Origin of the sequence: Pseudoalteromonas sp. 10-33 (assembly GCF_001469195.1) — a bacterium.
GTDB lineage: Bacteria > Pseudomonadota > Gammaproteobacteria > Enterobacterales > Alteromonadaceae > Pseudoalteromonas.
In genome coordinates this window covers 125,308-138,879 of record NZ_LOFI01000005.1, presented here as the reverse complement: position 1 = coordinate 138,879, position 13,572 = coordinate 125,308, and the positions used below count along the sequence as shown (strand labels likewise).

21 protein-coding genes are annotated in these 13,572 nt (G+C 41.2%); 3 read left to right on the top strand and 18 right to left on the bottom strand.

Annotated features, from left to right (window positions below; genetic code table 11):
- Positions 1 to 596: 596 nt before the first annotated feature.
- From rplQ to ATS76_RS05980, 18 genes are all read right to left on the bottom strand, one after another.
- On the bottom strand, positions 597 to 998 hold the full coding sequence (gene rplQ, locus ATS76_RS06060; protein ID WP_006794892.1) for a 50S ribosomal protein L17: 402 nt from the start codon (positions 996 to 998) through the stop codon (positions 597 to 599).
- A 39-nt stretch (positions 999 to 1,037) separates the two neighbouring features.
- Positions 1,038 to 2,024, bottom strand: coding sequence for a DNA-directed RNA polymerase subunit alpha (locus tag ATS76_RS06055; protein WP_008127834.1), 987 nt, complete (start codon positions 2,022 to 2,024; stop codon positions 1,038 to 1,040).
- A gap of 24 nt (positions 2,025 to 2,048) precedes the next feature.
- Positions 2,049 to 2,669: a 30S ribosomal protein S4 gene (gene rpsD, locus ATS76_RS06050; protein WP_002959461.1), complete on the bottom strand. Its 621-nt coding sequence runs from the start codon at positions 2,667 to 2,669 to the stop codon at positions 2,049 to 2,051.
- A gap of 21 nt (positions 2,670 to 2,690) precedes the next feature.
- Positions 2,691 to 3,077 (bottom strand): 30S ribosomal protein S11, encoded by a 387-nt coding sequence (gene rpsK / locus ATS76_RS06045; RefSeq protein WP_002959471.1) that lies wholly within the window; start codon positions 3,075 to 3,077, stop codon positions 2,691 to 2,693.
- A 12-nt stretch (positions 3,078 to 3,089) separates the two neighbouring features.
- Positions 3,090 to 3,446 (bottom strand): 30S ribosomal protein S13, encoded by a 357-nt coding sequence (gene rpsM, locus ATS76_RS06040; protein WP_006794252.1) that lies wholly within the window; start codon positions 3,444 to 3,446, stop codon positions 3,090 to 3,092.
- A gap of 125 nt (positions 3,447 to 3,571) precedes the next feature.
- Positions 3,572 to 3,685, bottom strand: a complete 114-nt coding sequence (rpmJ, locus tag ATS76_RS18975; RefSeq protein ID WP_002959476.1) for a 50S ribosomal protein L36 — start codon at positions 3,683 to 3,685, stop codon at positions 3,572 to 3,574.
- Positions 3,686 to 3,707: 22 nt separating this feature from the next.
- Positions 3,708 to 5,036 carry a preprotein translocase subunit SecY gene (secY, locus tag ATS76_RS06035; RefSeq protein WP_058403567.1) on the bottom strand — a complete coding sequence of 443 codons (1,329 nt, stop codon included), beginning with the start codon at positions 5,034 to 5,036 and terminating at the stop codon, positions 3,708 to 3,710.
- 10 nt (positions 5,037 to 5,046) lie between these two features.
- Positions 5,047 to 5,481, bottom strand: coding sequence for a 50S ribosomal protein L15 (rplO, locus tag ATS76_RS06030; RefSeq protein WP_006794250.1), 435 nt, complete (start codon positions 5,479 to 5,481; stop codon positions 5,047 to 5,049).
- Between the two features lie 4 nt (positions 5,482 to 5,485).
- Positions 5,486 to 5,668 carry a 50S ribosomal protein L30 gene (gene rpmD, locus ATS76_RS06025; RefSeq protein ID WP_002959482.1) on the bottom strand — a complete coding sequence of 61 codons (183 nt, stop codon included), beginning with the start codon at positions 5,666 to 5,668 and terminating at the stop codon, positions 5,486 to 5,488.
- A 2-nt stretch (positions 5,669 to 5,670) separates the two neighbouring features.
- Positions 5,671 to 6,177: a 30S ribosomal protein S5 gene (rpsE, locus tag ATS76_RS06020; protein WP_006794249.1), complete on the bottom strand. Its 507-nt coding sequence runs from the start codon at positions 6,175 to 6,177 to the stop codon at positions 5,671 to 5,673.
- Between the two features lie 9 nt (positions 6,178 to 6,186).
- Entirely contained in the window at positions 6,187 to 6,537 is a 351-nt protein-coding gene (gene rplR / locus ATS76_RS06015; RefSeq protein ID WP_006794248.1) for a 50S ribosomal protein L18, read from the bottom strand.
- 9 nt (positions 6,538 to 6,546) lie between these two features.
- Positions 6,547 to 7,080 carry a 50S ribosomal protein L6 gene (gene rplF, locus ATS76_RS06010; protein WP_006794247.1) on the bottom strand — a complete coding sequence of 178 codons (534 nt, stop codon included), beginning with the start codon at positions 7,078 to 7,080 and terminating at the stop codon, positions 6,547 to 6,549.
- A gap of 13 nt (positions 7,081 to 7,093) precedes the next feature.
- Positions 7,094 to 7,486, bottom strand: a complete 393-nt coding sequence (gene rpsH / locus ATS76_RS06005; protein WP_006794246.1) for a 30S ribosomal protein S8 — start codon at positions 7,484 to 7,486, stop codon at positions 7,094 to 7,096.
- Positions 7,487 to 7,507: 21 nt separating this feature from the next.
- Positions 7,508 to 7,813, bottom strand: a complete 306-nt coding sequence (rpsN, locus tag ATS76_RS06000) for a 30S ribosomal protein S14 (RefSeq protein WP_006794245.1) — start codon at positions 7,811 to 7,813, stop codon at positions 7,508 to 7,510.
- A gap of 10 nt (positions 7,814 to 7,823) precedes the next feature.
- Positions 7,824 to 8,363, bottom strand: a complete 540-nt coding sequence (rplE, locus tag ATS76_RS05995) for a 50S ribosomal protein L5 (protein WP_006794244.1) — start codon at positions 8,361 to 8,363, stop codon at positions 7,824 to 7,826.
- A gap of 16 nt (positions 8,364 to 8,379) precedes the next feature.
- Complete coding sequence (gene rplX, locus ATS76_RS05990; protein ID WP_006794243.1) at positions 8,380 to 8,694, bottom strand: 50S ribosomal protein L24; 315 nt, start codon at positions 8,692 to 8,694, stop codon at positions 8,380 to 8,382.
- Between the two features lie 10 nt (positions 8,695 to 8,704).
- Complete coding sequence (gene rplN / locus ATS76_RS05985; protein ID WP_002959498.1) at positions 8,705 to 9,073, bottom strand: 50S ribosomal protein L14; 369 nt, start codon at positions 9,071 to 9,073, stop codon at positions 8,705 to 8,707.
- 272 nt (positions 9,074 to 9,345) lie between these two features.
- On the bottom strand, positions 9,346 to 11,316 hold the full coding sequence (locus ATS76_RS05980; RefSeq protein WP_058551427.1) for an AsmA family protein: 1,971 nt from the start codon (positions 11,314 to 11,316) through the stop codon (positions 9,346 to 9,348).
- Between the two features lie 288 nt (positions 11,317 to 11,604).
- Here ATS76_RS05980 and ATS76_RS05975 point away from each other — a divergent pair, with 288 nt between their 5' ends.
- The 3 genes from ATS76_RS05975 (at position 11,605) to ATS76_RS05965 (ending at position 13,542) form a co-directional block, all read left to right on the top strand.
- Positions 11,605 to 12,030, top strand: coding sequence for a hypothetical protein (locus ATS76_RS05975; protein WP_058551426.1), 426 nt, complete (start codon positions 11,605 to 11,607; stop codon positions 12,028 to 12,030).
- A gap of 8 nt (positions 12,031 to 12,038) precedes the next feature.
- A complete protein-coding gene (locus ATS76_RS05970) occupies positions 12,039 to 12,239 on the top strand; it encodes a helix-turn-helix transcriptional regulator (RefSeq protein ID WP_058551425.1) in 201 nt (66 codons plus the stop codon).
- Between the two features lie 139 nt (positions 12,240 to 12,378).
- Positions 12,379 to 13,542: a hypothetical protein gene (locus tag ATS76_RS05965; protein ID WP_058551424.1), complete on the top strand. Its 1,164-nt coding sequence runs from the start codon at positions 12,379 to 12,381 to the stop codon at positions 13,540 to 13,542.
- Positions 13,543 to 13,572: the final 30 nt, after the last annotated feature.

The following is a 13,572-nucleotide window of genomic DNA, read 5'->3' as shown; positions in this document are numbered from 1 at the left end:
CTCGCTAAGCGTTGCCTGCTCTGCCGTCTCAGTGGGGTCGCATTATAGGGAGATCCAAAAACAGATCAACCCTTTTTTGAAGAAAACTTGAAATAAATGACTGTTCGCTGGGAATTTAGGCTAAACGCTCAAAAAGGCAACTAAACCTACTCATATTTGACCTTTAAAGCTATTAAAGCTGATTGTTTGAAAGAAGCTTTTTATAATTGCTGCTTAGATTATCCAGAAAACTGATTGTTTAATTAAACATGGCTATTTAAATTTGTAGCAAATAAGTTCATCAGTCAGAAATTCAAGTGTGTAGAGTTAATACGCTATTACTACATATCATCTGTTATGACTTTTTTCTGTTTATACCAATCAACCATCTCAGTCGTTACGATGTTATGGCGCTATTGAATAAATAACTTCGCCAGTAAGTAACAATTCTCAATACACTTGCACTATTGTTTTCGATTCTAATCAGGCTATTTTACAAGATGAAAGGAAGGATAGTTAATTTACTAATAATATCGAGCAAACGGTATATCCGTTTTGAGTGAAATTTAGACATTAAAAAGCCGAGCATGTGCTCGGCTTTTAGGTTTCTTTAAGACTTACTCTGCAGACTGTGCGTCTTCTTGAACTTCTTCGCTAGTCGCTGGGCGACCAACTAGTTCAATATAAGCCATTGGTGCATTATCACCAGTACGGAAGCCACACTTAAGAATACGAGTGTAACCACCTGGACGATCCGCGTTACGTGGACCGATTTCACTGAATAATTTACCAACAACTTCATTGTCGCGCGTGCGAGCAAACGCTAAACGGCGGTTTGCTACACTGTCAGTCTTAGCCAGTGTGATTAAAGGTTCAATTACACGACGTAACTCTTTCGCTTTTGGCAAAGTTGTTTTGATGATTTCATGTTTCACCAAAGAACCTGCCATATTGCTGAACATCGCTTTACGATGGCTACTGTTACGGTTTAATTGACGACCACTCTTACGATGGCGCATGACCCTATCCTTCTAACTAAACTAATATAGTGATTTAGATTATTCAGCTAAACTTGCAGGTGGCCAATTTTCTAGGCGCATACCTAGAGAAAGACCACGTGAAGCTAGCACGTCTTTAATTTCAGTTAGAGACTTCTTACCTAAATTAGGCGTTTTAAGAAGCTCAACTTCAGTGCGCTGAACTAAATCACCGATATATTGAATTTGCTCGGCTTTCAAACAATTTGCTGAGCGTACTGTTAGTTCAAGATCATCGACTGGACGAAGCAGAATAGGATCGAATTCTGGTTTCTCTTCTTTCTCTTCTGGCTCAGTTACATCACGTAAATCTACGAATGCATCTAATTGCTCAGCTAAGATAGTAGACGCACGGCGGATCGCTTCTTCAGGATCTAATGTACCGTTTGTTTCCATATCAATGATTAATTTGTCTAAATCTGTACGTTGCTCAACTCGAGCTGATTCAACCGAGTACGCAATACGTTCAACTGGGCTGAATGATGCATCAAGCAACAATCTACCAATTGGACGCTCATCGTCATCAGAGGATAAACGACTAGATGCCGGCACATAACCACGACCGCGCTCAACACGAATACGCATGCTGATCTCGCTGTTACCTGTAGTTAAATTACAAATAACGTGATCTGGATTAGCAATTGTTACATCGCCATCGTGCTGAATATCAGCCGCAGTAACAGGGCCTACACCAGATTTAGTCAGGGTCAGAAAAACTTCATCTTTGCCTTCTAACGTTACTGCTAAACCTTTAAGGTTTAATAGTATTTCAATGATGTCTTCTTGAACGCCTTCTTTCGCGCTGTACTCATGTAATACACCGTCGATTTCTACTTCAGTTACTGCACATCCAGGCATAGATGAAAGTAATATACGGCGTAAAGCATTACCCAGAGTGTGACCAAAGCCACGCTCTAATGGTTCTAAAACTATTTTAGAACGCGTTGGGTTTATAGCGTCGATGTCGACTAACCTTGGTTTTAGAAATTCTGTAACAGAACCCTGCATTTTATCCTCTCTTAACTCTTAACTTTACTTAGAGTAAAGTTCGACGATTAGTTGTTCATTAATGTCCGCAGACAGGTCTGAACGCTCAGGTAGACGCTTAAAGCTGCCTTCCAATTTCTTACCGTCAACTTCAACCCAAGTCGGCTTTTCACGTTGCTCAGCCAACTCTAGAGCAGCGATGATACGTGCTTGTGTCTTAGACTTCTCACGGATTACTACAGTATCTTCTGGAGTAATTACGTATGAAGGAATGTTCACAACACGACCATTAACTAAAATCGCTTTGTGGCTTACTAACTGACGTGCTTCAGCGCGTGTGCTAGCAAAACCCATGCGATATACAACATTGTCTAAACGTTGCTCTAAAAGCTGTAACAAGTTTTCACCTGTATTACCTTTAAGGCGAGCAGCTTCTTTATAGTAGTTACGGAATTGCTTTTCTAGTACACCGTAGATACGACGAACTTTTTGCTTTTCACGTAATTGTAAACCGTAATCAGATAGACGACCTTTACGAGCGCCGTGCTGACCAGGTGCAGTCTCAAGTTTACACTTAGAGTCGATAGCTCTTACGCCGCTCTTAAGGAACAGGTCAGTACCTTCACGACGACTCAGCTTGAGCTTAGGGCCCAAATATCTTGCCATGTTATTTCTCCTAACCTATTGTTAAACGCGACGTTTCTTCGGTGGACGACAACCATTATGTGGTATTGGCGTCACGTCAGTAATGTTGGTAATACGGTAACCAGCAGCATTCAAAGCACGTACAGCAGATTCACGACCTGGACCTGGACCTTTGATGAAAACTTCTAGATTTTTTAAACCGTATTCTTGAGCAGCAGTACCTGCACGCTCTGCAGCAACCTGAGCAGCAAATGGTGTAGATTTACGTGAACCACGGAAACCTGAACCACCGGCAGTAGCCCATGATAGTGCATTACCTTGACGGTCGGTAATCGTTACAATAGTGTTGTTGAAAGAAGCATGAACATGAGCCATACCATCAGCAACTTGTTTTTTAACCTTTTTACGACGAATTGGTGTCTTAGCCATAATACTATCCCCTTATCGCTTAATAGGCTTACGAGGACCCTTACGGGTACGCGCGTTAGTCTTAGTTCTTTGACCACGTAGTGGTAAAGAGCGACGGTGACGTAGGCCACGGTAACAACCAAGGTCCATAAGGCGCTTGATATTTAATGTAACTTCACGACGAAGGTCACCTTCAACAGTGTACTTGCCAACTGCATCACGCAGTACGTCAAGTGTTTCGTCAGAAAGTTCACCGATTTTTGTGGTTTCGGCGATACCAGTCGCTGCTAAGATAGCCTTAGAGCGAGTCTTACCTATGCCATAAATAGCTGTTAAACCAATAACTGCATGTTTATGATCAGGGACGTTAATGCCAGCAATACGGGCCACTAACACATCTCCTATATTCGAATTTGGTAATCAAAAGTTTGAAAAGCCCGTAAGGATACTCAAACGAAGACCAAATCACTACTAAAAACACAGGCCGAGAAATCTCAGCCTGCACGACTGTTTACTTAGCCTTGCCTTTGCTTATGCTTAGGCTCACTGCAAATTACGCGTACTACACCAGCACGTTTAATAACTTTACAGTTACGGCATATTTTCTTAACGGAAGCACGTACTTTCATTGCTCAACTCCGTAAACTGACCTTATCGACCGTAGCCTTTAAGGTTCGCTTTTTTCAGCACAGAATCATACTGATGAGACATCAGGTGAGTCTGTACTTGTGCCATAAAGTCCATGATTACAACAACGATAATCAAAATTGATGTACCGCCGAAATAGAATGGCGTTTGCCATGCCATAGTCATGAATTCGGGCACCAGACAGATAAAGGTTATATACAAAGCACCTGCCAATGTCAGGCGTGTCATCACTTTATCAATGTATTTAGATGTCTGCTCACCTGGACGAATACCTGGGATAAATGCGCCAGATTTCTTAAGGTTATCTGCAGTTTCACGCGGGTTAAATACCAACGCTGTATAGAAAAAGCAGAAGAAGATAATAGCCGCAGCTAAAACAAGTGAGTACAAAGGTTGACCTGGAGTCAACGTTGTAGCTACAGCTTGTAATGCATCAGCGACAGGACCTTCACCTTGGCCGAACCAGCTAGCAATTGTACCAGGGAACAGAATTATACTACTAGCAAAGATTGGTGGAATAACACCCGCCATGTTTACTTTTAGTGGTAAATGCGTGCTTTGAGCAGCAAATACTTGACGACCTTGTTGGCGTTTAGCGTAGTTAACAACAATACGTCGTTGTCCACGTTCGAAAAACACTACAAGATAAGTAACAGCGAATACTATAACCGCAACCATAAGTAGTACAAAAACATTCAAATCACCTTGGCGCGCCATTTCGACTGTCGAACCAATAGCAGACGGCAAGTTAGCTACAATACCAACAAATATTAGAACTGAGATACCGTTACCGATACCACGTTCTGTTATTTGTTCACCCAACCACATAAGGAACATAGTACCTGTTACTAAGCTCACCACAGCGGTGAAATAGAAACCCATACCCGGGTTAACAACTAACCCGTTCATCATGCCCGGTAAGCTAGTAGCAATACCGATAGATTGAATAGTAGCTAGCACAAGCGTGCCGTAGCGTGTGTACTGGCTAATTTTTTTACGCCCTTGCTCACCTTCTTTCTTAAGCTCTATAAACGGAGGATACATATGCGTTAATAGTTGCGTAATAATCGAAGCCGAGATATACGGCATAATACCCAGTGCTAACACTGAAGCTCGCTCAAGTGCACCACCACTGAACATGTTGAACATTTCAACAATGGTGCCCTTTTGTTGCTCGAAGAAATCGGCAAGTACAGCGGCGTCAATCCCAGGGATCGGCACAAATGAACCTAGACGGTAAATTATGATAGCGCCCAATACGAAGAGTAATCGACGCTTCAATTCCGAAAGCCCACTTTGTGCACTTTGTGTATCTTGACCTGGTTTAGCCATTTGTACTTCCTTAGTCTTCTACCTTGCCTCCGGCAGCTTCAATAGCTTCGCGTGCACCCTTAGAGGCTTTAAGGCCTTTAAGTGTAACAGCGCGTGAAACTTCACCAGATTTAACAACTTTAACGAAAAGAACGTTCTTTTTAACTAGACCAGCTGCTTGTAACGCGCTTAGGTCTACCACATCGCCTTCAACTTTAGCGATTTCAAAAAGGTTAACTTCTGCAGATACTAAAGATTTGCGTGAAGTAAAACCAAATTTAGGTAGACGACGTTGCATAGGCATTTGACCGCCTTCAAAACCAACGCGTACTTTACCGCCAGAACGTGACTTTTGACCTTTGTGACCACGGCCACCAGTCTTACCAAGACCAGAACCGATACCACGACCAACACGTTTAGGGGCAGTTTTTGAACCTGCAGCAGGTGAAAGTGTATTCAAATGCATGAAATTAACCCTCTACCTTAACCATGTAAGAAACCTTGTTTATCATACCACGCACACATGCTGTGTCTTCTAACTCAACAGTGTGATTGATACGACGTAAACCAAGACCGCGTAATGTAGCTTTATGCTTCGGTAAACGACCGATAGAGCTTTTTACTTGTGTTACTTTTACAGTTTGATTAGCCATGGTTACCCCAGTATTTCTTCTACGCGAAGGCCACGTTTTGCAGCGATAGACTGTGGAGAATTCATATTCTCAAGAGCCGAAATCGTTGCACGTACTACGTTGATTGGGTTAGTAGAACCGTAACATTTAGATAGTACGTTCTGAACACCAGTCACTTCTAGTACTGCACGCATAGCGCCACCTGCGATGATACCAGTACCTTCAGAGGCTGGTTTCATGAACACTAGTGAGCCAGCATGACGTCCCTTAACAGGATGCTGTAATGTATTGCCATTTAGGTCTACATTGATCATGTTGCGACGTGCTTTTTCCATTGCTTTTTGAATAGCAGCTGGAACTTCACGTGCTTTACCATAACCAAAACCTACTTTACCTGCGCCGTCACCAACTACAGTTAGTGCAGTAAAGCTAAAGATACGACCACCTTTAACTACTTTAGACACACGGTTTACCGCGATTAGCTTTTCAGCTAGATCAGGCTGTTGTTGCTTTGCTTCTACGTTAGCCATTGTCTACTCCTAGAATTGCAAACCGGCTTCACGCGCAGCATCAGCTAGCGCCTTCACACGGCCGTGATATTTAAAGCCACTGCGATCAAAAGCAATCTTTTCGATGCCTTTGTCAGCCGCACGTTCAGCAACCGCTTTGCCAACTGCTTGCGCAGCTTCAACGTTACCGGTGCCTTTAACTGTTTCGCTAATAGCCTTCTCAACAGTAGAAGCAGCAGCCAGTACATTACCCTCAGCATTAATTACTTGAGCGTAAATGTGACGTGGCGTGCGGTGGATAACAAGACGCGTTGTGCCTTGTTCAATATAATTTCTACGAGTGCGTTTAGCACGACGTAGACGAGCTGTTTTTTTATCCATCGTCTTACCTTACTTCTTCTTAGCCTCTTTACGGCGTACATTCTCATCTGAATAGCGAACACCTTTACCTTTATAAGGCTCAGGTTTACGGTATGCACGAATGTTAGCAGCTGTTTGACCAACTAACTGCTTATCTACGCCCTTAACTAGAACTTCTGTTTGGCTTGGAGTTTCAATCGTAATTCCTTCAGGAACTGCGAAATTAACTGGGTGTGAGAAACCAAGTGTTAAGTCTAAAACTTTACCCTTAGCTGCAGCACGGTAACCAACGCCTACTAACTGAAGTTTCTTCTCGTAACCTTCATGCGTACCAACAACCATGTTGTTGATTAGAGCGCGAGCAGTACCTGCTTGTGCCCATGCATTTGCTACGCCTTCACGAGGTAAAGTTGTAATAACGTTGTCGTTAACTTGTACTTCAACTGCGTCGTTGATAGTACGAGTAAGTTCACCGTTTTTGCCTTTAACTGTGATTTCCTGGCCTTTCAATGTAACTTCTACACCGGCAGGAACATTAATTGGTGCCTTTGCTATGCGAGACATAGTTCCCCTCCGATTAAGCTACAAAGCCAATGATTTCACCACCAACACCAGCACTACGTGCTGCGCGGTCTGTCATTAGGCCTTTAGAAGTTGATACGATAGCGATACCAAGACCACCCATTACCTTCGGTAATTCGTCACGTTTCTTATAGATACGTAAACCAGGGCGACTTACACGCTGGATATTTTCAATTACAGCTTTGCCTTCGAAGTACTTCAACTCGATAGAAAGCTCAGGTTTAACTTCACCGTTAACTGCGTAGTCTACGATGTAACCTTCGTCTTTTAGTACTTTAGCTAATGCTACTTTCAGCTTTGAAGTTGGCATCGTTACAGATACTTTCTTCGCTGATTGACCGTTACGGATACGTGTGAACAAATCCGCGATAGGATCTTGCAAGCTCATAGTCTTACTCCCATGATTCTATTACCAGCTAGCCTTTTTAAGGCCAGGAATTTCACCGCGCATAGCTGCTTCGCGAACTTTAATACGGCTCATGCCGAATTTGCGAAGGAAACCATGTGGGCGGCCCGTAATGTTACAACGATTACGTTGACGTGCAGGGCTAGAATCACGTGGTAAAGCTTGTAGCTTAAGTACCGCGTCCCAACGATCATCTTCAGATGTATTAACATCACTGATGATAGCTTTTAGTGCAGCACGCTTTTCAGCATACTGAGCAACTAGTTTTGTGCGCTTTGCTTCGCGCGCTTTCATAGAATTCTTTGCCATAACCCTACCCTTATTTCTTAAATGGGAAGTTAAACGCTTCTAACAACGCACGGCCTTCCTCATCAGATTTCGCAGAAGTAGTGATAGTGATATCCATACCGCGTACACGGTCTACTTTATCGTAATCGATTTCTGGGAAGATGATTTGTTCACGTACGCCCATGCTGTAGTTACCACGTCCATCAAAAGACTTAGCACTTACGCCACGGAAGTCACGAATACGTGGGATAGCGATTGATACCAAACGCTCAAAAAAGTCCCACATACGCTCGCCGCGTAGGGTTACTTTACAACCAATTGGGTAGCCTTCACGCACTTTAAAGCCAGCAACAGATTTGCGTGCTTTAGTGATTAAAGGTTTCTGACCAGAGATTGCAGTTAAATCAGCTACAGCGTGATCTAAAATTTTCTTGTCAGCTAGGGCTTCGCCCACGCCCATATTTAATGTGATCTTTTCGATCTGAGGGACTTGCATGACAGAGCTGAAACCAAACTTCTCTTGAAGCTCAGCTACTACTTTGTCTTTATATACTTCATGCAGTTTCGCCATCATTCTACTCCAACTATTAGATAGTTTTACCAGTAGATTTAAAGATACGTAATTTCTTACCATCTTCAATCTTGAAACCTACACGATCTGCTTTACTCGTTTCCGAGTTGAAGATCGCAACGTTTGATGCGTCCATAGACGCTTCTTTCTCAACAATGCCGCCAGCTTGGTTCAATTGTGGAACCGGCTTTTGGTGTTTCTTGATCAAGTTTATGCCTTCGACAAAGATTCGACCAGATTCAGTAACAACTGAAAGCACTTTACCGCGCTTACCTTTGTCTTTACCTGCTAGTACGATTACTTCGTCACCACGACGGATTTTTGCTGCCATGATTGGCTCCTTACAGTACTTCTGGGGCTAGTGAAACGATTTTCATGAACTTGTCATTACGAAGTTCGCGAGTCACAGGGCCGAAAATACGTGTACCAATTGGCTGCAAGTTATCATTTAAGATAACAGCCGCGTTGCTGTCGAAACGGATCAGAGAACCATCTGGACGGCGAACACCTTTTCTGGTACGCACAACTACCGCGTTTTTAACATCACCTTTCTTCACTTTACCGCGAGGAATAGCTTCTTTTACAGAAACTTTAATGATGTCGCCAATCGCTGCGTAGCGACGGTGTGAACCACCAAGGACTTTTATACACTGCACTTTGCGAGCGCCGCTGTTATCAGCAACTTCCAGCTGAGTTTGCATTTGGATCATGTTAATGACCTCCGGTGTAGTAATTACAACGTGTCTTAAAATTGTTTAAAATCAAGACATTTCGATTAAATCCCACTCAAAAACAAACGAGTTGTCTCTTAAGGGCGGGCAATTGTACCAGCATTGAGCATGCAGCGATAGGTTATTTTTTAATTAATTTAAGGACTGAAGAAATTTTATTAACCTTGGTAAAGCTATGTGACTATTTTTTAAATGGTTATAAAACAAACAAAGCACTTAAAAAGTGCCTTGTTTGTTTTACTCGTAGTTATTTAGCCAAATAGCCCTTTTAATTTGTCTTTTACTTTATCTTTGGCCTTTTCTTTCGCTTTTTCTTTTGCGTCATCGAGTTTCTTTTTAGCTTCATCTTTCAGGGCATTACTTACATCTAAGTTTATACCCACATCGTGAAATGGTCCTTTTATACGCAATGGTATTTTAAAGCCTGTACTGTCATCGGTTGTGCCTTGACCCTCAATTGAATCCACAATGCCCGTTACCAAGCGGTAATCTACTTTAGTGAGGGGTAAATCCACATCCCCTTCACCGGAAATACGAATTAAAGGACTTATTAGCGACAGGTCTTTATTCTTACCTACGCCGTTTATAAAATTAAAGCTACCAGTAAGCGCAGAAAAGTCTGTTTGCTCAGCCTCTTCAAAACCAGTATCTAATCCCTCTGAAGCTGCGCCAAAGTTCCCTGATATAATTTCTTTACCTTTGCGAACCATTTCAGCGACATTTGCTCCTTTTACCGCACCATCTGCAAATTTAAATCCTAATTGGCCATTAAGTGCACTTATAAACGATTTTTGACTTTGCCCAACTGTAGATAAATTCCAATTTAAAGAGCCTTTACCGAGTAACTTGTCAAAACCAGTTGCATCAGTTAATAACGGCTGTGCATCAATATCTGTTAAATTAAAGTTTGTAGCTATCTTATAAGGTACATTTTGAGTATCAATAGTAATTACACCTTTACCAGCGCCTTCATACGCTGAAAAGCTATCAAGGCTTAATTTAGCCACGCTATTTTTGAGAGCCACTGTAAATTGGTTTGCACCAAGCTCAATATCGTTAGCTTTTAACCCGCTTGAACGAATAACTACATTAGCATCAAGTACATTTAATGCGCTTAAATCAATTTTCGTATCATCCCATACAATTGGCTGAGTAGGCTTAGATTCTTTACTTTCGGGTTCTTGCTGTTTTGCTACGACTTCTGGTAAGTAAGGGTTTAAATCTAGCATGCCTAAGTCAATATCAGCGTTAACGGCCAGTCGACTTCCTAAATTAAGCTCACTTTTACCTTTAATTTGAAGTTCATCAAGCGTTGCAGTCAACTCTTCAAGATTGAATTTTTCACCCAGTAAATGCATTTTACCATTTACACTAAATGCATTAAACGCATTATCTTTCGCATTTAGGTCAACCCCCTGCCATTTAGCAATATTTTTTACCGACTCGCCATTGAGTGCTAATTGACCTTTTATGTCTTGCCCTTGTTTTGCGATTGAGCCATTAAATGTCAATTCAACCAAGCGCGAATCTAAATTTTGCGATACATTAAAAGCCTGACCTTCAATCGCTTTGGCAGGAGTATCGAGTTTTACATCTAGTTCAAATCGCTCCTGCATATAAGTAATCCCCCCTTTAACTTCAAGGGTTTTACGTAATGAAGGAAGTAAAATAGCCAGCTCTAAATCGCTAATTTGCTGCTTGGCGCCCGTTTGACCATCTAGATATGTAAATGTACCGCCATAAATAGCGACCTCACCCAGCTCAATATCAAAGCTTTCTGGTAACTTAACCGGCTCACCCGCAGCTTGCTGTTGTTTTGGTTGTTTAGCAACAGAATCGAATAACTGCCAGTTCGCTTTACCATTATTATCTGTTTCTAATAAAATATCGGGTTCGTTAATAACAAACTTATCAAGCTTAAACTCACCGCCAAATAACGAGAACCAAGGTATATGTACTGCCAGCTGCTGCATACTTGCCATATCAGCTCGCGAACCTGTTTGCATATTAGCAAAGTGGACATCATTCAACTCTAACTTTAGTGCAGGAAACACACTAAGCGTTTTGTCACCCTTAATTGTTAGCGTTCTTCCCGTCGTTTTTTGAACTTCCATTGATACTTTATTAAAAATGGTATCGGTAGGAATTAAAAAAGGCGCTGCCACAATTAAAGCAATACAGAGTAAGAGTATTACACCAAAAATTTTGAGTAAGGTTTTCATGTTCGTCCTTTAAGCGGTCAAATTATGTTTTTATCATAGCGAGTGTTAAGCCTAAAAGCATTGCTGTAGATAAAAAAAGCTCATAAAAGCAGTTTACTTATTTCATATGAATCGTTCCTGAAACATTTTGATACCTTTAGGTTACAAATAATAATTGACTCATTGATACCCCAAGGTTACATTGATACCCAGAGGTTACATTGATACCCAGAGGTTACATTGATACCCAGAGGTTACATTGATACCCAGAGGTTACAAAAATCAAATGCTATTACAGGATGTAATACTATGAAACAGCAAGATATAAAAATAGAAGAACTATTCATGAGACAAAATATTCGGTTTTGTATAAGCGCAGGCATAGTTTGTTTACTTCTCAGTGTTTACTCACTAATAAAGCATTATATTGAGGGGTTTTTATTTGTTGGAATGGGCGTTTTATTTTATATGATTACAGTGATCATTTACGTTATTAAAGGGGGCTTTCCGTTAAAAATGTATTTTCAATACGCTTATAAAGATGAGTTTCTAAACACCATTGACATTAATGCCTATAAACATACAAGCATTGCATTTGGACTTTGCCTTCTTGGTGTTTTTTATAAAAGCAATGAAATACCTAGCGAATTTTCGCATGCCGCTATGGCAGTATTCTACTTAGGTATTATGTCCTTGGTGTATGGAATATCAACCCTTTGGCAAAGCAAAGATTAGGAACAAAAGTGCAAAATAACCTAGCAAAATTTCGTAAAGAGGCAGGGCTTTCGCAGCAAGAACTTGCCGATGCTATAAGCGTATCGCGTAAAACAATAAGCACTGTAGAAACAAATCGATTTACGCCGTCGGTGATTATAGCGCTTAAAATTGCAGCTAACTTTAACGTGCCCGTTGAGAGCCTCTTCATATTAGATGAGGCTGATTAATAACCGAGCAGATTAGATTAACCCCAATTTTAAACACCATAATATTGCAGCGCGCAGGACAGCGCTGTTGTTATTAGCGTATTTGAGCTAAAATAAACAATGCTAATACATATATATAAATCCGGAGTATCTACAAGGCATGAAAAAACTGCTAATTTCACCGTCAAAAATGACACTAGGCGAGCAAGAAAATCAAATCTATCAGAACATTCTGAAACAATCTTCAGAATTAAGCCTTAACCTTATGGCCGTGAAAGTAGAAAACCATCCTGATGATTTTTTACCTTGGTGTTACGAGCTATTAAACGCAAGCAGAGATCGTATTAACTACGATCTACTTGAGCCGCAACAGCTACCTGTTCTTAAAAAATTGCATGATCAGCTTATTTCGGCTATCAGCTTTTTACAAGTTAAAACGCTTCGTGTAGCCCCTTGGCCTGTGGTAAGTGTATTTATAGAGCAACATAAAGATGTTATTGCACTTGATGAACAACTTCGTTTAGCAAGTTACGTAAAAAGTATTCGTGAGCAATCATTAAAAGACATGATCCCTGAAGACCTTCTTGCTTTTACTGGCAAGCATATGGCTTCACTTGATCCAAGCACATACGACTTTGATGTTGAGTGGTTTGCATCGACTAAAAGCGCTAAAGCTTTTCATCAACTCATTGGTGATTTACCGGGTGCGTTTGATGAAGCACTGGCTAATATTCCTCTTGAAGGTGACATTACCCATTACGAGTACCAACAATTCGTAGCCGCTTACACCAAAGTATTTAATGATAGCAGTGAAAAACCAACACTTGCTCCGGCAACACGACTACTTGCAATGCGCCGTCCTGATATTTTCACGCCAATCACAAATAGTCGTTTAGATGCATTATGCGCAGCGCTTGCGGTTACAAAACTTAAAAATAGTGATTTTGAGCGTTACTGGCAAGATATTGTAAAAGGCATTCAAGCTATGTCATGGTACAAAATGGCAAATGCTTCAAATGAATTAGAAGAGCAACTAGTGTCAATTAAAGCGCTTATACCGTGCTTTTTTTATTACGCAGATAATAAAACACCAGATAGCTCTAACTACATTAAATTACTCAACAAACCAAAACGTAGCGCCACTAAAACGGGTAAAACACAACGCAGAGGTAAAGAGTCAGCTGAAATTTTAGTTGACCGCGCTTTAGCAGCTGATGATATTCCTGAGCACATTCGTAGCAAACGTGATTCAATAATCAGCGAAGTTCAAAAAGGTCGCAGTGTAAACGAAACAATTAGTCTAATGCGCACCATATTTGGCTAAATAATTCTAAACAAGCTGTACTTTCATGGT

Coding starts and splice junctions, on each gene's coding strand:
- secY (WP_058403567.1), bottom strand. CDS start 5,036: ATGGCTAAACCAGGTCAAGATACACAAAGTGCACAAAGTGGGCTTTCG.
- rplQ (WP_006794892.1), bottom strand. CDS start 998: ATGCGCCATCGTAAGAGTGGTCGTCAATTAAACCGTAACAGTAGCCAT.
- rpsN (WP_006794245.1), bottom strand. CDS start 7,813: ATGGCAAAGAATTCTATGAAAGCGCGCGAAGCAAAGCGCACAAAACTA.
- rplR (WP_006794248.1), bottom strand. CDS start 6,537: ATGGATAAAAAAACAGCTCGTCTACGTCGTGCTAAACGCACTCGTAGA.
- rpsK (WP_002959471.1), bottom strand. CDS start 3,077: ATGGCTAAGACACCAATTCGTCGTAAAAAGGTTAAAAAACAAGTTGCT.
- ATS76_RS06055 (WP_008127834.1), bottom strand. CDS start 2,024: ATGCAGGGTTCTGTTACAGAATTTCTAAAACCAAGGTTAGTCGACATC.
- ATS76_RS05965 (WP_058551424.1), top strand. CDS start 12,379: ATGAAAAAACTGCTAATTTCACCGTCAAAAATGACACTAGGCGAGCAA.
- ATS76_RS05975 (WP_058551426.1), top strand. CDS start 11,605: ATGAAACAGCAAGATATAAAAATAGAAGAACTATTCATGAGACAAAAT.
- rplO (WP_006794250.1), bottom strand. CDS start 5,481: ATGCATTTGAATACACTTTCACCTGCTGCAGGTTCAAAAACTGCCCCT.
- rpsE (WP_006794249.1), bottom strand. CDS start 6,177: ATGGCTAACGTAGAAGCAAAGCAACAACAGCCTGATCTAGCTGAAAAG.
- rpmD (WP_002959482.1), bottom strand. CDS start 5,668: ATGGCTAATCAAACTGTAAAAGTAACACAAGTAAAAAGCTCTATCGGT.
- rplF (WP_006794247.1), bottom strand. CDS start 7,080: ATGTCTCGCATAGCAAAGGCACCAATTAATGTTCCTGCCGGTGTAGAA.
- rplN (WP_002959498.1), bottom strand. CDS start 9,073: ATGATCCAAATGCAAACTCAGCTGGAAGTTGCTGATAACAGCGGCGCT.
- rplE (WP_006794244.1), bottom strand. CDS start 8,363: ATGGCGAAACTGCATGAAGTATATAAAGACAAAGTAGTAGCTGAGCTT.
- rpsD (WP_002959461.1), bottom strand. CDS start 2,669: ATGGCAAGATATTTGGGCCCTAAGCTCAAGCTGAGTCGTCGTGAAGGT.
- rpmJ (WP_002959476.1), bottom strand. CDS start 3,685: ATGAAAGTACGTGCTTCCGTTAAGAAAATATGCCGTAACTGTAAAGTT.
- rpsH (WP_006794246.1), bottom strand. CDS start 7,486: ATGAGCTTGCAAGATCCTATCGCGGATTTGTTCACACGTATCCGTAAC.
- ATS76_RS05980 (WP_058551427.1), bottom strand. CDS start 11,316: ATGAAAACCTTACTCAAAATTTTTGGTGTAATACTCTTACTCTGTATT.
- rplX (WP_006794243.1), bottom strand. CDS start 8,694: ATGGCAGCAAAAATCCGTCGTGGTGACGAAGTAATCGTACTAGCAGGT.